18 protein-coding genes are annotated in these 20,293 nt (G+C 62.0%); 12 read left to right on the top strand and 6 right to left on the bottom strand.

What is annotated here, in order from left to right:
- Nucleotides 1–48: 48 nt before the first annotated feature.
- The 6 genes from G411_RS0118115 to G411_RS0118090 form a co-directional block, all read right to left on the bottom strand.
- Nucleotides 49–549 carry a flavin reductase family protein gene (locus tag G411_RS0118115; RefSeq protein WP_037510038.1) on the bottom strand — a complete coding sequence of 167 codons (501 nt, stop codon included), beginning with the start codon at nt 547–549 and terminating at the stop codon, nt 49–51.
- A 21-nt stretch (nt 550–570) separates the two neighbouring features.
- Nucleotides 571–1,458 (bottom strand): sugar phosphate isomerase/epimerase family protein, encoded by an 888-nt coding sequence (locus tag G411_RS0118110; RefSeq protein ID WP_004350834.1) that lies wholly within the window; start codon nt 1,456–1,458, stop codon nt 571–573.
- The gene (locus tag G411_RS21120) at nt 1,442–2,248 is read right to left on the bottom strand and encodes a TIGR03571 family LLM class oxidoreductase (protein ID WP_226923173.1); all 807 of its coding nucleotides are present in this window, start codon (nt 2,246–2,248) and stop codon (nt 1,442–1,444) included. Before G411_RS21120 ends, G411_RS0118110 begins: the two co-directional genes overlap by 17 nt.
- A 74-nt stretch (nt 2,249–2,322) precedes the next feature.
- Nucleotides 2,323–3,600, bottom strand: coding sequence for an ISL3 family transposase (locus G411_RS0118100; protein WP_022960607.1), 1,278 nt, complete (start codon nt 3,598–3,600; stop codon nt 2,323–2,325).
- 12 nt (nt 3,601–3,612) lie between these two features.
- Entirely contained in the window at nt 3,613–4,647 is a 1,035-nt protein-coding gene (locus tag G411_RS0118095; RefSeq protein WP_009586987.1) for a permease, read from the bottom strand.
- Nucleotides 4,648–4,710: 63 nt separating this feature from the next.
- Nucleotides 4,711–5,316, bottom strand: coding sequence for a TetR/AcrR family transcriptional regulator (locus G411_RS0118090; protein ID WP_023047514.1), 606 nt, complete (start codon nt 5,314–5,316; stop codon nt 4,711–4,713).
- Between the two features lie 141 nt (nt 5,317–5,457).
- Between G411_RS0118090 and G411_RS0118085 the strand changes: the two genes are divergently transcribed.
- The 12 genes from G411_RS0118085 (at nt 5,458) to trbJ (ending at nt 20,292) form a co-directional block, all read left to right on the top strand.
- Complete coding sequence (locus tag G411_RS0118085) at nt 5,458–6,660, top strand: efflux RND transporter periplasmic adaptor subunit (RefSeq protein ID WP_008294933.1); 1,203 nt, start codon at nt 5,458–5,460, stop codon at nt 6,658–6,660.
- A gap of 19 nt (nt 6,661–6,679) precedes the next feature.
- Nucleotides 6,680–9,847 carry an efflux RND transporter permease subunit gene (locus tag G411_RS0118080; RefSeq protein ID WP_022960604.1) on the top strand — a complete coding sequence of 1,056 codons (3,168 nt, stop codon included), beginning with the start codon at nt 6,680–6,682 and terminating at the stop codon, nt 9,845–9,847.
- The gene (locus tag G411_RS0118075) at nt 9,819–11,441 is read left to right on the top strand and encodes an efflux transporter outer membrane subunit (protein WP_230965739.1); all 1,623 of its coding nucleotides are present in this window, start codon (nt 9,819–9,821) and stop codon (nt 11,439–11,441) included. Before G411_RS0118080 ends, G411_RS0118075 begins: the two co-directional genes overlap by 29 nt.
- A gap of 14 nt (nt 11,442–11,455) precedes the next feature.
- Nucleotides 11,456–12,400, top strand: a complete 945-nt coding sequence (locus G411_RS0118070; RefSeq protein WP_004350822.1) for a LysR family transcriptional regulator — start codon at nt 11,456–11,458, stop codon at nt 12,398–12,400.
- Entirely contained in the window at nt 12,397–12,657 is a 261-nt protein-coding gene (locus tag G411_RS0118065; RefSeq protein WP_004350821.1) for an EexN family lipoprotein, read from the top strand. The genes G411_RS0118070 and G411_RS0118065 overlap by 4 nt, the downstream gene beginning before the upstream one ends.
- Nucleotides 12,658–12,893: 236 nt before the next feature.
- A complete protein-coding gene (locus tag G411_RS0118060) occupies nt 12,894–14,891 on the top strand; it encodes a conjugal transfer protein TraG (protein ID WP_022960602.1) in 1,998 nt (665 codons plus the stop codon).
- Complete coding sequence (locus G411_RS0118055; protein ID WP_008294937.1) at nt 14,888–15,376, top strand: ribbon-helix-helix protein, CopG family; 489 nt, start codon at nt 14,888–14,890, stop codon at nt 15,374–15,376. Before G411_RS0118060 ends, G411_RS0118055 begins: the two co-directional genes overlap by 4 nt.
- Nucleotides 15,373–16,443, top strand: coding sequence for a P-type conjugative transfer ATPase TrbB (gene trbB / locus G411_RS0118050; protein ID WP_022960601.1), 1,071 nt, complete (start codon nt 15,373–15,375; stop codon nt 16,441–16,443). The genes G411_RS0118055 and trbB overlap by 4 nt, the downstream gene beginning before the upstream one ends.
- A complete protein-coding gene (locus G411_RS0118045) occupies nt 16,440–16,826 on the top strand; it encodes a TrbC/VirB2 family type IV secretion system protein (protein ID WP_022960600.1) in 387 nt (128 codons plus the stop codon). Before trbB ends, G411_RS0118045 begins: the two co-directional genes overlap by 4 nt.
- Nucleotides 16,823–17,092 (top strand): VirB3 family type IV secretion system protein, encoded by a 270-nt coding sequence (locus G411_RS0118040; protein ID WP_003462917.1) that lies wholly within the window; start codon nt 16,823–16,825, stop codon nt 17,090–17,092. Before G411_RS0118045 ends, G411_RS0118040 begins: the two co-directional genes overlap by 4 nt.
- A 12-nt stretch (nt 17,093–17,104) precedes the next feature.
- Nucleotides 17,105–19,552 (top strand): conjugal transfer protein TrbE, encoded by a 2,448-nt coding sequence (gene trbE / locus G411_RS0118035; protein ID WP_022960599.1) that lies wholly within the window; start codon nt 17,105–17,107, stop codon nt 19,550–19,552.
- Nucleotides 19,549–20,292 carry a P-type conjugative transfer protein TrbJ gene (trbJ, locus tag G411_RS0118030; protein WP_004350802.1) on the top strand — a complete coding sequence of 248 codons (744 nt, stop codon included), beginning with the start codon at nt 19,549–19,551 and terminating at the stop codon, nt 20,290–20,292. The genes trbE and trbJ overlap by 4 nt, the downstream gene beginning before the upstream one ends.
- The last annotated feature ends 1 nt before the right edge of the window (nt 20,293 follow it).

Genomic DNA, 20,293 nt, shown 5'->3' with positions numbered 1-20,293 from the left:
TGTCTAGAGATATGCCGAGGCAGTTGTGAAATTCTTCGCTGCATATCTTCAACGGGTTGGATCTATGGCCCGGAAGCGGCCATCCAGATAGACGAGTGGATCGGCATATGCAGATGTGAGCACACGCTCGACACTGGCCAGCATTACCGAGTGGGTGCCGACTGCATGGTGTTCAATCAGCTCACAGAACAGCGAAGCCTGCGCCCCTTGCAGATAGGGCAACCCATTGACTTCATCAAATCGCCAGGCTTCATGATCGAAACGGTCGGTCCCCGTGGCGCTACGGCAGTGCACCGCAAGTACCTCCTGTTCTGCGCGGAGTACATTGATGCAGAATCGTCGAGCAGCCAGCAGCGGCCCATGGATACGGGTTTGCTGACCAATGCACACTAGAACCGTGGGCGGCTCCAGTGAGACTGATGTGAATGAACTGGCGATCATTACGTGTCCGTGGCCATCGGGAGCGATCGACGTGATTAGCGTCACCGTGGAGGCCACGCCGCGCATCGCCTGCCTCAATTGGGCAGCAATCAAAGGGTGTTGGGACATGTAGGTGTGCTCAATCATAGGTTACGGGTGCGTTTCACGCTTGGCCCAACCAGGGTGCTTTGTCAGCAAACCCAACATCTCGTCCATCGCGTCATAGGAGCGTTTGAGCGTGCTGTATGGATTCCCCCCGACCAATGTGCCGTCATAGCCGACGGGGCCGGTATAACCGAACGACTTGGCAAGTCCAAGAAGTGCGAAGTTGTCGAGTTCTCCTGCATCGAGCGCCTCGAAAGTGGCAATACGACTCCAGCCAAGTGGGCTGCGGGTTGCGCCGCTGAGAGTCAATTCCCGCATGAAGGGTGTTGACGCCATTAACGCTGGCGTCGGGTCTACTGCCTGATAGCCCTCCGTCGGGCTGCCTGCATTGGTTTCGTAGCCATACCAGTGATAGCTTGGAAACACGATGCCGAGATTCGGATGGTTCACGACCGAGCAGATCTGTGCCGCAATGGAGTAATGATCCATCCAGAAGCCCAGATGAAAATACAGCAGGATGTCAATTCCGCGCCGTGCGCAAATCTCAAGTGCCCGACCAAGGAAGTCCTGCAATACCTTGTCGTCCGGTGCCTTTCGATGATTTGAACCGTGGCCTGCCGTCCTGATTCCAAGATTGACAGCCTTCACGCCTTCCATCTCCTCAAGCATCCGCAAGAGTCCTGCGTTGATGGGATGCTGTGGGCCCTGATCCAGGTCGATCACCACATACACGCTAAAGACCTCCAAACCGAAACGATCTTTCACGGTGGATAGACGCTTTGCGGTTTCCCATCGGCTCCCTGACCAGACGGCATAGGTCAGGCCGTCATAACCGATGTCAGCCAGCATTTCGCATTGGACATCGAAGGCATAGGTACCAGCCGAAGAAGTAAAAGCGAGATCCCAGGCAAAAATTTTATGACCGTGCAGCATCCTGCGCCTCCTCCAAATGGGCAGTAGCGTGCGCCGGAAAGTGCGGTACGACATGCTCGCCAAGTTCCTGAACAATCTCATGCGCCGGACGTGTCGCGTATTTCAGGTTGAGGCCAATATGATTAACCCCAATATCGCGCAAGCGGCTGAAGTAGTCAGTAAAGAATCGGTGACCAGCCCGAAACCCGAGGAAGATGGGCGACGGGGGTTCATCGGGATTCTCCGACAGGTCAATATAGAAGGATTGCGTGAAGGGTTTGAATCTTGGTGTCAGCGACCGCCAATTCTTGATTGTCATGGCTTGCTGCGCGATATTTTGGGGATAGTAAAGCCAGCCATCCCCATGCTCGGCAATCCATTCGACCGACTGGCGTGAATGACCAGTCACCATCACGGGAATGTCTCTCAACGCCGGTTTCGGCAGCGTATCTGCACCCGACAAGTTCACTCGGGGCGTGGAGATTTCCGGGAAGTCCTCACGCCAGGCTTGACGCAACACAGTCAATGCTTCTTGGAACAACGTGGCTCGCGCATCCATTGTCTGACCGAAGGCCGGGAACTCTGTTGGCCGATCACCCGTGGCGATACCTAGCACCAGGCGCTGATTTGACAAGCGGTCGATCGAGGCTGCTGCTTTGGCCACAAGCAAGGGATGACGCAGAGTGGTGATGACGCTGCCAGTTGCGAGCGCGATGCGCGACGTCTGTGCCGTGACGTAGCCCATGAATGGCCACAGGTCATGGATGTGACCCACGTCGCCAAAAAACGGGACATTGAGAAATACGGGTATACGGATTTAATGGTTGGGGTATACGGATTTAATGGTTGATGGGGCACCTTCACCCCATCAATCTGATACCACCCTCAGATGGTTGATAGATCGACTCCGTAGTTGAGTTCCTCTGCGAAGTCCGGCAGTCCGTAACCGATGGTTTTCTTGTAGAAAGGAGAGACCTTCGCAGTCGGTGCCTTCTTCTTGTGCTTCGTGGTGTAGAGCATTCGTGCCCGCATCACCTCGAAGGAGTAACCGCGCCCTTCACGGTTCTTGTCCTTGGCCAGTCGGTTGATGGACTCCGTGTAAGCGTTGGTGACGGGCATGTCCGTCTCGAAGTAGGTCATGGTCTCTTCGCGCCAGTTTCCCACTGCCCTGACCAGATCGCTCCAGACTTCCTTTTGGCCCTTCGGGATGGTGGCTATCCACTCGTCCAGGGCGGCTTCTGCCTGGAGCCGTGTGGTGGCGTCCCAGATGCCGTAGAAGCGCTCCTTGTGCTCGTAGGCGGCCAGCAGTTGCGGGAACGCGCCTGTCCAGGTCTCCATGATGAGGCGCTCCCGGTCTGAGACTTCGTGAGCGCGTTTCAGCAGGATTTTCCGGTCTCCCTTGAGAGTCCGGCTCTGGGACGGTTTCGGCTCCTTTCTGAGGCCCTTGCGCACTCTCTCTAGGGCATCGTTGGCCATGCGCACCACATGGAACTTATCGACCACGATACGGGCCTGGGGCAGCACAGCCTTGACCGCTGCCCGGTAGGGGTTCCACATGTCCATGCTGACGATCTCGACCTTCTGCCGGTCTTTCAGCTTCATCAGGTAGTTGGTCACCACGTCCTGGCGGCGGGTGGCCAGCAGGTCGAGCAGGGTTCGCTCCTCAATGTTGGTCAGAATGCAGCGGTAGCGCTTGTTCAGGTATAGCTCGTCAATGCCCAGGATGCGGGGCGTCTCGAAGCGGTGCCAGCGCCCCAGGAACTCGGCGCGGGCGTTGAAGATGTCGCGCACCGTCTTCTCGTCCAGGCCGGTCTGTGCCGCCACAAAGGTGTAGGGGTGGTTGAAGGATTCCTTCTCCACGTACTCATGCAGCCGCAGTGTCATACGGAATCCGTCCACCATCTCCGGTAGCTGGGGCCTGAATGTTGTCTTGCAGGCCCGGCAGGTGTATCGGCGGCGGACCACCCAGAGAGTGACCCGCTTGCCGTGGATGGGCAGATCACGATAGGGAACGTCACGCTTGCCGAACCGCACGAACTCACCCTGCACGCCGCACCCCTCGCAGGCTACTGGTGTAGGTGCTTCAAGCCGAAAATGTATGTCTTCATTCTGCTCATCAGAATCCACCAACTGGTACCCAGGAAGGCTTAACGAATTAATCATCTCCCGCCTTGATCAGAAAAACAGGTAGGTGGCGTAACCGGCAATCATCGCCATAGCAAAAATGACTGCTAAAAACGCCGCTAAAAGCTTCAGCGTGAACAAAGAGCGCAACAGAATGAGCTCAGTCAGGCTGGCTCCGGCACTGCCGATGATAAACGCTAGCACCGTCCCGGCACCCACGCCTTTGGCCATCAGAGCCGCTGCCAGAGGTATGACGGCTTCAGCGCGAATATACAACGGCACGCCGATGACAGCGGCAACTGGAATGGCAAAGGGATTATCTGGGCCTGCATACTGCTCCAATAAGTCAGTGGGCATGAAACCATAGATCACGCTGCCAATCGCAATACCGATGAGCAGGTAAGGCAACACATCGATAAAGTCCGACCAAGCTTCCCGCCACACACCACTGTACTTCCCTTCTTTCTTAACCGTGACAGTGGGTTGACTGTCACAGCATTCGCTAGACGTAGAGACTGTTGTCTTCCTATCAGCCCCGCAAGAAGCCGTCTTCGGAGTGGTGTCGCAGCTGTTGGTGCCGCAACTCGATGCGGTCGATGTAGCACTGCACGGGCTTGCTGATGAACTACATCCACTGCTCTCTTGTGTCGCCGTCCGGCGCACATAACGCTCGAAGCCAAGCGTGTGAAGCAGCCATCCGGCACCTACCGCGACCACCAAAGCGGCGAGCACATAGATAGCAGTAAGTGTCCATCCAAACGTGGCAACCAGCAGGCCGACGACGATAGGATTCAGCAACGGAGATGAGAAAAGAAACACCATCATCGGCCCAAAACCGGCCCGTGCCCGAATCAACCCTTTCAACATGGGGATAGTCGAGCAACTACAGAAGGGCGTTATAGCTCCTAAACCAGCAGCAAGAAAATAGCCTCGCTTCCCACTGGAAGTCAGTAACGCTTCCACCTTGGATGGTGGGATGTGACGTTGAAGAACTCCGACCAGCAAGCTAATGCCAATGAATAAAACCGATAGCTCGATAGCGAGAAAGGCGAACATGCCTAGAGCGTCTTGGAGTTGAGATGACATTCAATATTACTCCTATATTTCTGGGTCAAAGAGTCCGGCCTGCCGGTCGGCACCTTTGGGTTGTTACGGCTGCGCGGGAGAGGTGTCCCGCCGCAAGCCCGCCACCAGTACAAGAAATCCCTGCACGGCTTTTTCGGAAGCGGCGCGTGGGTCGTCTGCGCTGGCGATCCACAGCGATGCGCCCAGCAGCGCCCCGTTTATCAGGCGGGCCGTCGCCAGGGGATCGACGGGGCGTATGACTGCCTCCTCGATCAACTTCTGGAGGCTGCGGCGCGTGTTCACGATGCACACGTTCTGGCAGAGCCACTGGGAGGGATCGCCCAGAACCGCTGGCCCGTCCAGCAGGACGATCCGCTGGACTTCGGGCTCGACGGCCATCTTGATGTAGCCAATGCACTCCTGAACGAAGCCGTCCCAGGTGGACTCCGCCTCCTCGACGATGACGGCCAGTCGGCCAGATATCTCTGCATCAATCTGGGCGATGACCGCCTCCAGCAGCCCTTTCTTTCCACCGAAGTGGTGATAGAGCGCTCCGCGCGTCAGTCCGGCTTGGGCCGTCAGCTCATCCATTGAACTGTCCGCATATCCCACGGTTGCGAACGCAGCGCGGGCGGCACTGATGAGCTTGGCCCGCGTTTCCTCAATCATCTCTGCACGCTTTTGTGCCATTAGGTCGTCCTCCGATTTTTCACATAAGAAGTGTATGTAAATGATTGACATACGTTGCGTATGAGTGGATGATAAATGGCATACGTCACGTATGTCAAATTTTATCAACCGGGTTTCGCCATCCCTTCGAGACTGAAAACAATGAGCACATTGCCTTACCTTGCGGTCCTGCCTTCCTGGCGCCGCGCCTTGCCGTTAGCTGCGGCGAGCTTGCTGGCGCTGTCCCTAGCTGGCTGCAATAGCGACGCCGCCGACGCGGTCGCCGCCCCTCCACCCACGGTCAGCGTGGCACCTGTGTCGGTGCGCAAGATCGTCCTATGGGATGAGTTCAATGGCCGCGTCGAGGCGGTGGAAAGCGTTGCGCTGCGGCCACGTGTGAGTGGCTACATCGACAGGGTCAATTACGAAGAGGGCCAGATCGTCAAACGTGGCGACGTGCTGTTCGAGATTGACGCTCGCAGTTACCGTGCTGCTCTGGCTCGCGCGGAAGCAGACTTGGCCCGCGCCCGCACGCAGGCCGCACTGGCACGTAGCGAAGCGGCCCGTGCTCAAAAGCTGGCTTCGTTGCAAGCAGCCTCCACCGAGGAGTTGGAGCAGCGCCACGCCGCCGCCGATCAGGCCCAAGCCAACGTGCAGTTCGCCCAAGCCGCAGTCGAGACCGCCAAGTTGGATCTGTCGTTCACCCAGGTACGTTCGCCCATCACAGGCCGCGCCGGACGTGCACTGGTCACGGCAGGCAACTTGGTGAGTGCTGACGGCCAGGCCAGCATCCTGACCACCGTAGTCTCGCTGAACCCGGTGCACGTGCATTTTGATAGCGACGAGCGTACCTATCTGCGCTACGCCCACATGGCTCGCAACGGAGAGCGCCCCGACCAGCGCAGCGAAAGTATCCCGGTGCAGGTGGGCCTGGTCGGCGAGAACGGCTATCCACACGCCGGAAACGTGGACTTCGTGGACAACCGTGTCGATGCGGCCACCGGCACCATCCGCGCACGCGCCACCCTGGTCAATCCCGACGGCCTGCTTACGCCGGGCCTCTATGCCCGAGTGCGCCTGCCGGGTAGCGGCAGTTTCGAGGCCATGCTGATCGACGACAAGGCCATCCTGACCGACCAGAGCCGCAAGTACGTGTATGTGATCGATGAGAACAACACCGCCCAGCGCCGCGACATCACGCTGGGACGCAAGGCCGAAGGCCTGCGCATCGTCGAGGAAGGTCTAAATCCCGGCGACCGCGTGATCGTCAACGGCATCCAGAAGGTTTCTGTCGGCATGCCAGTGACGGCCCAGGACATTGAAATGGCGCCTGCAGGCCGACAAATCGCCCAGGCGAGCGAATGAGCGCGGAGAGCCAGCCATCATGAACTTTGCCCGCTTTTTCGTGGACAGGCCGATTTTTGCGGCCGTGCTGTCCATCATCATTTTCGTGGTTGGGTTGATCGCGATCCCGCTCTTGCCCGTCAGCGAGTACCCGGAAGTCGTGCCACCCAGCGTACAGGTTCGCGCCACGTATCCTGGCGCAAATCCGCGCGAAATCGCCGACACGGTAGCCGCACCACTGGAGGCATCCATCACCGGCGTGGAAAACATGCTCTACATGAAGTCCGTGGCCGGTAGTGATGGCGTGTTGGTGCTGACCGTCACCTTCCGTCCTGGCACCGATCCCGACGACGCCCAGGTCAAGGTACAGAACCGTGTCGCCCAGGCAGAGCCGCGTCTTCCCGAAGCGGTGCGCCAGCAAGGTGTGGTGACCGTCAAACAGTCCCACAACGAAACGCTGGTCGTGCAGTTGCGCTCGCCGGGCGATCGCTATGACGCGCTGTACCTGCGCAACTATGCCGTGCTCCATGTACGCGACGAGTTGGCACGCATCCAGGGGGTGGGCGATGCCAAGATCTACGGCTCTGGCGACTACGCCATGCGCTTATGGCTGGACCCCGACAAAATTGCGGCGCTGGGTATGACCGCCGGCGATGTGGTCGAAGCCGTGCGCGAACAGAACGTCCAGGTCTCGGCCGGTCAACTAGGTGCGCCGCCCAACCCCTCGGGAAGCGACTTCCTCCTGTCCATCAATGCGCAGGGCCGGCTGGTGACGGAAGAAGAGTTCGGCGACGTCATCGTCAAGACCGGATCGCAGGGTCAGGTCACCCGGCTGCGAGATGTGGCGCGCGTGGAAATGGACGCATCCAGCTACTCGCTGATGTCGTTGCTCAACAACAAGCCTGCTGTCGCGATCTCTGTCCTTGAAGCCCCGGGCGCCAATGCCATCGAAATCTCGGATCAAGTCCGCGCGAAGATGGACGAGTTGGCCAAGCGCTTTCCCGAGGGAGTGGAATGGTCGGTGGAGTATGACTCAACTGTCTTCGTGCGTCAGTCGATCAAGGCGGTCGTCAACACTCTGCTGGAAGCCATCGGACTGGTGGTGCTGGTGGTGATCTTGTTCCTTCAGACTTGGCGTGCCTCCATCATCCCACTGCTAGCCGTGCCGGTGTCGGTGGTAGGCACCTTCGCCGTGCTGCTGATGCTGGGCTTTTCCATCAATACGCTCACGCTTTTTGGACTCGTGCTTGCCATCGGGATCGTGGTGGACGACGCGATCGTGGTGGTGGAAAACGTCGAGCGCAACATCGCCGAAGGGCTGGCGCCGCTGGCTGCGGCCCATCAGGCCATGCGCGAAGTCAGTGGCCCCATCGTCGCCATCTCGCTGGTGCTGTGCTCGGTATTCGTGCCTATGGCATTCCTGTCCGGCGTGACAGGGCAGTTCTACAAACAGTTCGCCGTCACCATTGCGATCTCCACGGTAATTTCGGCCATCAACTCGCTGACGCTGTCGCCTGCGCTGGCCGCGCGCCTGCTTCGCCCGCATGGTGCCGCGCCAGACCTGCCCACGCGGGTGCTGGATCGCAGTCTGGGCTGGATATTCCGGCCGTTCAACCGTTTCTTCCTGCGCAGCGCGGATGGCTATGGAAACAGCGTGTCGCGCATCCTCGGGCGGCGTGGTGCGGTGTTTCTCGTCTACATCGCGCTACTGGTGGCGACGGGAGCTGTGTTCAAGGCCGTCCCTGGCGGATTCATCCCCATGCAGGACAAGCTGTATCTCATCGGTGTCATCCAGCTACCCGAGGGTGCATCCCTGGAGCGCACGGAAGCGCTGGTCCGCCGTGTGAGCGACATCGCGCTCAAGACCGATGGCGTCTACAACGCCGTGCAGTTCCCGGGCATGAACGGCTTGCAGTCGACCAACACGTCCAATAGCGGCCTAGTGTATTTCGTACTCAAGCCCATCAATGAGCGCAAGCACACTGCAACCGAGATTGCGGAACAGTTGAACGAGCGCTTCGCTCAGGAGCAGGACGGTCTGGCCTTTGCCATCATGCCGCCCCCTGTCATGGGGCTGGGCGCGGGTTCCGGGTTCTCTCTTTACGTGCAGGATCGCAACCGTGAGGGCTATGCCGCATTGCAGACGGCGACCACCGAGCTGGCGACGGCCATCTCGCAAGAACCGGGATTCCAATATCCGATCAGTTCCTATCAGGCCAATGTGCCGCAGCTTGACGCCGTAGTGGACCGCACCAAGGCGAAGGCACAGGGCGTGGCCGTGACCGATCTTTTCGATACGCTGCAAGTGTACCTGGGTTCGGCGTATGTCAACGACTTCACGCGCTTTGGCCGCACCTTCCGGGTGATGGCTCAGGCGGACGCACCGTTCCGCAGTTCTGTCGAGGACGTGGTCAAACTGCGCACCCGCAACGCCAATGGCGACATGGTGCCCATCGGCAGCATGGTGGACGTGCGCAAGACATTCGGCCCCGATCCCGTCATCCGCTTCAACGGCTATCCATCTGCCGACCTGATTGGTGAGTCAGATCCGCGTCTGGTGTCGTCATCGCAGGCATTGCAGCAAGTGCAATCCATTGCAGACAAGGTGCTGCCGCCAGGCATGCAACTGGAGTGGACCGACCTCAGCTACCAGCAGGTCACGCAAAGCAATACCGCGCTGGTGGTGTTCCCGCTGGCGGTACTGTTGGTCTTCCTGGTGCTGGCGGCACTGTACGAAAGCTGGACGTTGCCGCTGGCCGTCATCCTGATCGTGCCCATGAGCCTGTTGTCGGCCATGACGGGCGTGTGGCTCGCGGGTGGTGACAGCAACATTTTCGTGCAGATTGGCTTGATAGTGCTGATTGGTCTGGCCTCCAAGAATGCCATTCTGATCGTGGAGTTCGCCCGTGAACTTGAGCGCAAGGGGCACAGCATCCTCGATGCCGCGCTGGAGGCATCACGCCTTCGTCTGCGCCCGATCATCATGACTTCCATCGCCTTCATCGCTGGCGTGGTGCCGCTGATGGTCGGTTCCGGCGCAGGCGCGGAGATTCGCCAGGTTATGGGAGTGACTGTGTTCGCCGGCATGCTCGGCGTGACCTTGTTCGGTTTATTCCTGACTCCTGTTTTCTACGTCGCGTTACGCAGGCTCGCGACGCGCAAGCCACGTCGCCAGGCAAATGTCGCCATGGAGGCCACCCATGTCTGACTCCACAAGGACTGATTCCGTCATGCTTCAAACGCCATCCCGCATCCGACCATGCCTACGTCGGATGCCACATCTGGTACTGCTCCCTTTGGTGGCGTTGACGCTGGCAGCTTGCGCAGTAGGGCCGAATTACAAGGCACCTGCCGCGCCCCAGGCAGTGACGTATGCCCGCCAAGACCCCGTTGCCGTGTCCCAGCTTGTACCGGAGGCCGATGCGCAATTCTGGCGGGAACTGGATGACCCGGTGCTGCACTCTTTGGTGGAGAATGCTCTTCACGCCAATCACGACATCCGCATAGCACTGTCGCGCTACGAGCAAGCCAGCGCACTGTCGCGCGAACGTCGCCAAGACTACTATCCGACGCTGGGCGCGTCCGGTGAAATCAGTACCCAGCGCGCCAGTGCTGCACAAGCACCGGATGCGTCCCGCTCCGACCGGGATAACGATCTGCATTCGGCTGGCCTATCCGTGATCTGGGAATTGGACTTCTTTGGCCGAGTGCGGCGCAGCGTGGAATCGCAGCGCGCCGAGACCGAGGCCAGCGCAGCCGACCTGGCGGGCGTACAAGTGGCTATGGTGGCCGAGTTGACCGACGCCTATTTCCGCTTGCGCGGCTTGCAAGTGCAATTACAGGTCGCGCGGGACAACGAAATCAACCAAGCCGATACGCTGCGGCTGATCGAGGTCTTGTTCGAGAACGGCCGGGGCACGTCGTTCGATGCCGACCGCGCCCGCACGCAATTGGCGCTGACACGCTCGCGCATTCCGCCGCTTGAAGCTGAGGCTGCTGTGGCCGCCCACCGCATTGCCGTGCTCACTGGCCGCACGCCTGCGGCGATGGCCGAAGTGCTGGATCACCCCGCAGCCTTGCCTGAGCTGCCCGCCCAGATCAACGCCGGTGCACCGGGCGATCTACTGCGTCGCCGTCCCGATGTGGCTGCGGCAGAACGTAGGCTGGCTGCGGCCACTGCGCGTATCGGCGTAGCCATGGCAGACCTGTTCCCTCGCTTTACGTTGGGAGGGCTGATCGGCACGCAGGCGTTGGGCTTTGGTTCGTTGTTCGAGCGTGATAGTGAAACGCGAATGATCTCGCTCGGTGTGGGTGGTTCCTTCCTAGACGTGGGCCGGGTGCGGTCGCGCATCGCGGCGGCCAATTCAGCCACTGCCGAAAACTTGGCGGTATACGAGCGCACGGTGCTGCGCGCCATGGAAGAAACCGAGAACGCGCTGGTACGCCTATCGCGCGCGCAGACCGAGTACGCCATGCTGGTACAGGCGACCGAGGCCAGCCGCCGGGCAGCCAAGACGGCTCGCCTGCAATTTGAGGGCGGCGCCATCCATGTTTTGGATGTGCTGGAGGCCGAACGTTCACGCTTGGAGTCCGAAGACTTGCTGGCACAAAGCGCCACCCGCAGGGCGACGGCGTTGGTGGCGGTCTACAAGACGCTGGCCGGCGGCTGGTCACACGCCTTGCCCGGACCGCAGGGCGAGGCAGTCGCGCAGCGCCACAAAAGCGGCGACAGGCCTGAACTGGATGAACTCGGTGAGATGAGCGGCTACAACGCTGCGACTCTCAAACGGCCTTTGTACTGACAACAGGAGGCGAAATGGAGATTCGACACTTACGCTGCTTTCTCGCTGTCGCCGAAGAACTACATTTCGCCCGCGCGGCCGAGAGGCTGCACATCGAGCAGTCACCGCTGTCGCGCACTATCAAGGAGCTGGAGGAGAGCCTGGGCGAACAGTTGTTCATTCGTACCAGCCGCAGCACGCGGCTGACACGGGCGGGCAAGCTGTTTCTGGAGCATGTGCCGCGCATCTTCACCGCCTTGCAGCAGGCGCGCGATAGCGTGAATGCAGCCACCAACGGCTTCCACGGTCAGTTGCGTATCGCACTGTCCGACGGCATCACGCCCTCGCGCCTGCCGTCCTTGCTGGCGCTGTGTCGGCAGGAAGAACCCGAAGTCGAGATTCGCCTGTTCGAGGTACCCTTGTCGCAGCAGATCAAGGGACTGCATGACGACCTGTACGACGTGGGCTTTGCCCAGTCCGATGAAGTTGGAGAAGGCATCACTGCCGAAGCCGTTTGGAGCGATGCGCTGATGGTGGCGGTTCCTGCACGTCATCCGCTTTTGAAGCACAAGCGCATCCCGCTGGAAGAAGTGCTGCGCTATCCGCTGGTGTTGTGCGATCCGCACGTATGCGAAGGCCATGCTCGCCAAGTCGAGCGCGTACTGCGCCGGATAGATATGGAGCCGCTGATTGCCGAACGTGTGGCTTCGTGCGATTTGATGATGGCGTTAGTGTCGGCGGGCTTTGCGCTGGGCCTAGCCGGAGCGCCGCATATCGCAGGCAGCCGTGAGCCTGGGATTGTGGCTCGGCCGCTGGCGGGTCGCTCACCCATGCTGACCACTTATGTGCTGCACCGGGAAGGTGGATCCTCGGACGTGCTGTCACGCTTTATCGAGCGTGTGCAGGCCATCGAATCGCCGGACGGCATCAGAGCCACGCCCCCCCTTGAACCCGATTCCCAAGAGGAAGTCGAGTCATGACCATGAAGCAGATCGCCCCATTCCTGTTGGTCGCCGCGCTGTCCGCTTGCGGCCAGTCCGAAACACCGAAACAGGCAACCAATGTACCGACCGTGGAAGAGCTGGTCGCAGATCCTGCGCGCCTGAGGGAGCTGCGCCGCCAGTGCAAGACCGAACGCCCGACGATGGGAGACGTGCTGTGCAACCGGGTGGCCGAGGCGACGAACAAGCGCTTCTTTGGCTATGGAAACACGCCCTACACGCCGCCGAAGTTCTGATTGTTGGCTTTCTGCCGCGAATCTTGATTTTTCTTTCTCGACACGCCGCCGCGCGCTCACGCCTGCGGCGTTTTTACTGGTTTCGCCTCTGCATGACACCATGCTTTTTGCATCACCTTGCTGCCGATAACGGTCTTTGACCGGCACTGAACCGGCACCGATCCTGACGCCTGCGGCACGCCTTTGTGCCGCGTTTTCCACGGGGAATCAGCGCAGGAGAAATCGGAGGCCAGGGTATGCAAGCTCAGGGCGTGTTGTTCGGGCAGATCGCCGCCGTCTTCGGCATCGTGATCGCCGGTGTGTGGGGTGCCACGCAATGGACCGCCGCCGCCTTGGGCTACCAGCTACGCCTGGGCGCGCCCTGGTTCGACTTCCACGGCACGCCGGTCTATTACCCGTGGAAGCTGTTCGAGTGGTGGTTCTTCTTCGACGCCTACGCGCCGCAGGTGTTCGACACCGGCGGCATGATCGCGGCGAGCAGCGGCCTGCTGGCCGTGGTGGTCGCCATCGCCATGTCGGTGTGGCGCTCGCGCCAGGCGCGCAAAGTGACGACCTATGGCTCGGCCCGCTGGGCCGATGTCGCCGACATTCGCAAGGCCGGGCTGACGCAGCCCGCCGGCGTCTTTCTCGGCCAGCATGACGGCCACTACCTGCGGCACGAAGGGCCGGAACACGTCCTGACCTTTGCGCCCACGCGCTCGGGCAAGGGTGTGGGCCTGGTGGTGCCGACGCTGCTGTCCTGGCCGGCATCCGCCGTCATCCACGACATCAAGGGCGAGAACTGGCAGATCACCGCTGGCTGGCGCAGTCGATTTAGCCACTGCCTGCTGTTCAACCCGACCGATGCCAGTTCGGCGGCCTACAACCCGTTGCTGGAAGTGAGGCGCGGCGCGCACGAGGTGCGCGACGTGCAGAACATCGCCGATATCCTGGTCGATCCCGAAGGGGCGCTGGAGAAGCGCAACCACTGGGAGAAGACCAGTCATGCGCTGCTGGTCGGCGCGATCCTGCATGTGCTCTACGCGGGAGAGGACAAGACGCTGCGCGGCGTGGCGAACTTCCTCAGTGACCCGGCTTGCCCGTTCGAGCTGACGCTGCATCGGATGATGACCACGCGGCATCTTGGAGATGTACCGCATCCCGTTGTCGCGTCCGCCGCCCGCGAAGTGCTCAACAAGTCGGACAACGAGCGTTCCGGCGTGTTGAGCACCGCCATGTCGTTCCTCGGCCTGTACCGTGATCCGACCGTGGCCGCAGTCACGTCGCGCTGCGACTGGCGCATCGCCGATCTGATCGCGTCTGCATCCCCTGTGTCGTTGTATCTGGTGGTGCCGCCTTCGGACATCAGCCGCACCAAGCCGCTGATCCGGTTGATCCTCAACCAGATCGGGCGACGGCTCACCGAGTCGCTCGATGGCAGCGACGGCATTGAGCGCCGCCACAAGCTGTTGCTGATGCTCGACGAGTTCTCGGCTCTGGGGCGCCTGGACTTCTTCGAGACGGCGCTGGCCTTCATGGCCGGCTACGGCATCCGCAGTTTCCTGATCGCGCAGTCGCTCAACCAGATCGACAAGGCGTATGGGCAGAACCATTCGATTCTGGACAACTGCCATGTGCGCGTGACCTTCGCCACGAATGACGAACGCACGGCGAAACGGATCTCCGAAACGCTGGGCACGGCTACCGAACTGCGTGCGCAGCGGAACTACGCAGGCCATCGACTTGCGCCGTGGCTCGGCCACCTGATGGTGTCCCGCCAAGAGACGGCGCGGCCGCTACTGACGCCCGGCGAAGTCATGCAGCTTGCGCCAGACGAATCAGTGGTGATGGTGTCCAGCGTCGCGCCGATCAAGGCCAAGAAGTTGCGCTACTACGCTGATGCCAATTTCAAGCAGCGGGTACTGCCGCCGCCTGCGCTAACGGCAGGCCGCTATGCCGATGTGCCGCCTGCACGTCCCGATGACTGGAGCGGTTTGGCGATCCCGGCCGTGCCTGCGGCACAGGCCACGGCATCTGCCGATGACCTGGGTGGCTCCGACGACGGCGGCCCCCGCCGTCAGCCCGAGCTGTCCGAAACCGTCGCCTACGACCCCGAACCCGATTACACGCCCAGCGACTTGGCGCTGCTCGATGACGACGACATGCCCCCGCTGCTTCCCGACCAGTTCGACCCCGCCCTGCAACGCACGGCGCGGCTGGCATCTCTCGACCCCAACGACGGAATCGACATATGAGCCAATACCGATTGAACCTGTTCATCCAGCACGAGCACGCCAAGCGTCTGGACGAGCTGGCCGCGAAGAAAGGCGTGTCAAAGTCCAGCATCGTCGCCGCTGCCTTGGCGTCCTGGCTGTCACCCGATGCCGGCGACCAGCGTGAGGCCGCCATCGCCAAACGACTGGATCGCCTGTCGCGGCAGGCCGAGCGCCTGGAGCGTGACCAGAACATCCAGATCGAGACGCTGGCGCTATTCGTCCGCTACTACCTGACCGTCAGCACGCCGGTGCCGGAGGCCCATCAGGATGCGGCTCGCGCGCAGGGCAAGGCGCGCTTCGAGCAGTTCGTCGAACAGTTAGGCCGCCACCTGCTGCGTGGCCGCAGCCTGGTACGGGACGTGGTGGAAGAACTGCATCCCCAGGATCGTGAGTTCGAGATGCGCATGGATGACGCGGCCGCGATGGCCGCCGCCCATGAACGCACTGCGGAGCGTGCGTCATGAGTGCCGTTCCTCAAATCCCGCCCGAACCGCGCTCATCCGCTGCAGCATCCCAGGATCGCCGCATCCAGATGCTGCGCACGGCGATGGGGCCGGTGATCGCCGCTGCGCTGGAAGACCCGGACGTGGTGGAAGTGATGCTCAACCCCGACCGGACATTGTGGGTGGATCGGCTGTCGTCTGGCCGTGCGCCGCTCGGCGTCGAACTGCCCGAAGCCGATGGCGAACGCATCATCCGCCTGGTCGCCGCCCATGTCGGTGCGGAGGTGCATCGCGGCCAACCGCTCTTGACCGCCGAACTGCCTGAAACCGGCGAACGCTTCGAGGGCATCCTGCCGCCCGCCGCACCCGGCCCGGCCTTTGCGCTGCGCAAGCGTGCCGTGAGCATCATCGGTCTGGATCGCTATGTGGCTGATGGCATCCTGACCACTGGGCAGGCCGAGTTTCTGCGTCATGCCGTGCGCGAGCGGCACAACATCCTGATCGCCGGAGGCACCAGCACCGGCAAGACCACGCTGGCCAATGCCTTGCTGGCCGAGATCGCCGCCACCGGCGACCGCGTGCTGGTGCTCGAAGACACCATCGAACTGCAATGCGCGGCCCGCGACCATGTGCCGCTGCGCACCCGCGCCGGCGTCGTGTCCATGACCGAGCTGGTGCGGGCCACGATGCGCCTGCGGCCCGACCGCGTGATCGTCGGCGAAGTGCGCGGCGGCGAAGCGCTGGATCTGGTGAAGGTCTGGGGCACCGGCCACCCCGGCGGCATCGCCACCATTCATGCCGGCTCCGCGTTGGGCGCGCTGCTGCGCCTGGAGCAACTGATCCTCGAAGTGGCGGTGAATCCGCCCCGCGCCCTGATCGCCGAGGCGGTCAATGTCGTGATCCACATCGCAGGCCGCGGCCGCAAGCGCCACGTCGAAACCATTTCCCGCGTCGTCGGTTTCGACGGCGCGGGCTACCGCCTGGCGGATGCGCTGGAAGCGACGCTTCCCGAGCTGCCGCCGGTTCCTCTTACAGCCGCTGCCGCTACGCCTTCCTCGATCCCTGAACAACCTGGAGAACTGCCATGACGCACGTTGATGCTTTCCGTCTTTCTGTAAACCCGCTTTCCCCGCTGCCCATGCTGGCGCGTTTGCATCGCCTGGCCCGACCCGCAGGACAAGGGTTGCTGCTCGCGGTGTTGATGCTGTTGCTGGCGGGCACGGCGCAGGCCGCCGGTTCCTCAATGCCGTGGGAAGGCCCGCTGCAATCCATTCTCGAATCCATCCAGGGGCCGGTAGCCCGCATCGTCGCGGTGATCATCATCATCGCCACCGGCCTGGCGTTGGCCTTCGGCGATACCAGTGGCGGCTTTCGCAAGCTGATCCAGATCGTCTTCGGCCTGTCCATCGCCTTCGCGGCTTCGAGCTTCTTCCTGTCGTTCTTCAGCTTCTCCGGCGGGGCCGTCGTATGAGCACGGCCACCGATCTTCCGGGCTTTGAAGTGCCGCTGCATCGCTCGCTGACCGAGCCGATCCTGCTGGGCGGTGCGCCGCGCACCGTGGCGATTGCCAACGGCACGCTGGCCGCCGCCGTCGGGCTGGGCCTGCAACTGTGGATTCCCGGCGTGGTGCTCTGGATCGCCGGCCATTCGCTGGCGGTCTGGGGCGCGCGCGTCGATCCGCAGTTCATGCAGGTCTTCGCCCGGCACATCAAGCACAAGCCGCTGCTGGACGCATAGGGGAGTGCCGACATGCTGAACCTTGCCGAATACCGCCAGCGGCCCGCACTGCTGGCCGACTGGCTGCCCTGGGCCGGGCTGATCGGGCCGGGCGTCGTCTTGAACAAGGATGGCTCGTTCCAGCGCACGGCACATTTTCGCGGGCCGGATCTGAACAGCGCCACGCAAGGCGAGCTGATCGCCACGTCGGCACGCTTGAACAACGCACTGCGCCGCCTGGGGTCGGGCTGGGCCTTGTTCATCGAAGCCGAGCGCTGCGCAGCGGCGGGCTATCCACGTTCCGATTTCCCCGAGCCGTTGTCCTGGCTGGTGGAGGAAGAACGCCGTGCAGCCTTCGAGGAATCCGGCCACCACTACGAGAGCGCCTATCACCTGACGCTGGCCTACCTGCCACCAGAAGAATCCCGCGCCCGTGCCGCCAAGATGCTCTATGAGAATGCGCCGGGCGATGGCGTGGACTGGCAGGGTCGGCTGGAAGCCTTCGTGGCGGAAACGGATCGCGTGTTCGACCTGCTCGACGGCGTGATGCCGGAGATTGCCTGGCTCGATGACAGCCAGACACTGACTTACCTGCACGCCACGGTGTCCACGCGGCGCTACCGCGTCGGCGTACCCGAGGTGCCATTCCACATCGACGCATTGCTGGCCGACTCCGCGCTGGTCGGTGGTCTGGCACCCATGCTGGGCGATCAGCACCTGCGCGTGGTGTCGGTGCGAGGCTTTCCGACCTCGACTTGGCCGGGGATTTTGGACGACCTCAACCGCTTGGGCTTCGGCTATCGTTGGGCAACCCGGTTCCTTTGCCTCGACAAAGCCGAAGCGGAAAAAGAGCTTGGACGCCTGCGTCGCCAGTGGTTCGCCAAGCGCAAGAATGTCGTCGCGCTGTTGCGTGAAACGATCTTCCAGCAGGAAAGCCCGCTGGTCGATACCGACGCCAACAACAAGGCCGCCGATGCAGACGCCGCCTTGCAAGAACTGGGCAGCGATCAGGTGGCCTTCGGCTACCTGACGGCTACCGTGACAGTGCTCGACACCGACCCTGCCGTGGCCGACGAGAAGCTGCGCATGGTAGAGCGCGTCATTCAGGGGCGCGGCTTCGTCACCATCCCCGAAACCTTGAACGCGGTGGATGCCTGGCTGTCGTCCATTCCCGGTAACGCCTACGCGAATGTGCGCCAGCCCATCGTCTCGACGCTGAACCTGACGCACATGATGCCGCTGTCCGCCGTGTGGGCCGGGCCGGAGAAGAACGCGCATCTGGATGGCCCGCCGCTGATCGTCACCCGCACCGATGGCGCGACGCCGTTCCGGCTGGTGACGCACATCGGCGATGTGGGCCACACGCTGGTCGCCGGGCCAACCGGCATGGGCAAGTCGGTGCTGCTCGCCACGCTGGCAATGCAGTTTCGCCGCTATCCCGGCTCGCGCATCTTCGCCTTCGACATGGGCCGCTCGATGCGCGCCACCATCCTCGGGCTGGGCGGCGAGCATTACGACCTCGGCAATGACGGGGCGATTGCTTTTCAGCCATTGGCCCGCATCGACCAGGAGGGCTACCGCACCTGGGCCGCCGAATGGGTGGAAGGCCGCCTGTTGCATGAAGGTGTCGTCATTGGCCCGGACGAGAAGGCTGCGATCTGGTCGGCACTAGGCAGCTTGGCCGGTGCGCCAGCGGAGCAACGCACGCTGACGGGCCTGTCGGTACTGCTGCAATCGAACGCACTGCGCCAGGCGCTTGCGCCCTATGTGCTGGGCGGTGCCCACGGCAAGCTGCTGGATGCCGATGCCGACCGCCTGGGTTCCGGCGGCGTGCAGTGCTTCGAGATGGAAGAACTGATGCACAGCAAGGCGGCGGTGCTGGCCGTGCTGGGCTACCTGTTCGCCCGCTTCGATGAACGCTTCGACGGCGCGCCCACGCTGCTGATCCTCGATGAAGCCTGGCTGTTCCTCGATGACCCTGTGTTCGCCGCCCGCATTCGCCAGTGGCTCAAGACGCTGCGCAAGAAGAATGTCAGCGTCATGTTCGCCACGCAGTCGCTGGCCGACATCAAGGATTCGAGCATTGCACCGGCGGTGATTGAAAGCTGCGCCAGTCGGATCTTTCTCCCTAATCCGCAGGCCACCGAGCCGCAGATTCGCACGATCTACGAAGGCTTTGGGCTGAACTCTCGCCAGATCGAGATCGTGGCGACCGCGCAGCCCAAGCGGGACTACTACTACCAATCGCGTCTGGGCAATCGCCTGTTCGACCTCGACCTGGGGCCAACCACGCTGGCCTTCGCCGGGGCATCCACCCCACAAGACCAACGCGACATGGATCGCATGCTGCTGGACGCAGGCACACCTGGCTTTGCCGGTGCCTGGCTACGTCATCGCGGCCTCGATTGGGCGGCCGACCTGTTGCCGTCCGCACCGGCGGCCACTTCCTTTCTTTCCCAACCACAGGAGAACTTGCCATGAAGACCAAGCCCCGTCTGCTGTCTGTCTCGCTTGCCGCCGTGCTGTCGGTGTCGCTGCTAATCGTTCAGCCCGCATCCGCGCTGACGGTGTTCGACCCGTCCAACTTCGTGCAGAACACGCTGACCGCCGTGCGCACGTTGGAGCAGATCAACAACCAGATCAACCAACTCCAGAACGAAGCACAGATGCTGATGAACCAGGCGCGCAATCTGGCGAATCTGGACTTCAACATCGTCAATCGCCTGCGCTCGACGCTCGCCACGACCGAACGCCTGATCGCCGAGGCACGCGGCCTGGCCTACGACGTGCAGAGCATGGATGCGACCTTCGCCCGGCTGTACCCGGAGCAGTACGCCGCGACTGTCAGCGGCGACCAGATGGTGCGCGACGCGCAGGAGCGCTGGAAGAACACCTTGAATGGCCTGCATACCGCGATGCGGATGCAGGCGCAGGTGTCGCAGAACCTGGCAAAAGACGAAAGCGCACTGTCCGATCTGGTCAGCCAAAGTCAGTCCGCCACCGGCGCGCTGCAAGCCATGCAGGCGACCAACCAGCTTCTGGCCTTGCAGGCCAAGCAGTCCATCCAGGCGCAGCAACTCCAGATCACGCAGGAACGCGCCGCCGCGCTGGAACTGGCACGCCAAGCAGCGGCTGTCGAGCGTGGCCGTGAAGTGACGCGCCGCTTCCTGGGTGATGGCACGCCGTACACGCCGCAGCGCGTGGATTTCTACGGCAACTGAC

The sequence above is a fragment of the Spongiibacter tropicus DSM 19543 genome (genome assembly GCF_000420325.1).
GTDB classification, from domain to species: Bacteria; Pseudomonadota; Gammaproteobacteria; order Pseudomonadales; family Spongiibacteraceae; genus Spongiibacter; species Spongiibacter tropicus.
The sequence above is the reverse complement of the archived record's forward strand: the minus strand, read 5'-3'. Positions and strand labels throughout refer to the sequence as shown.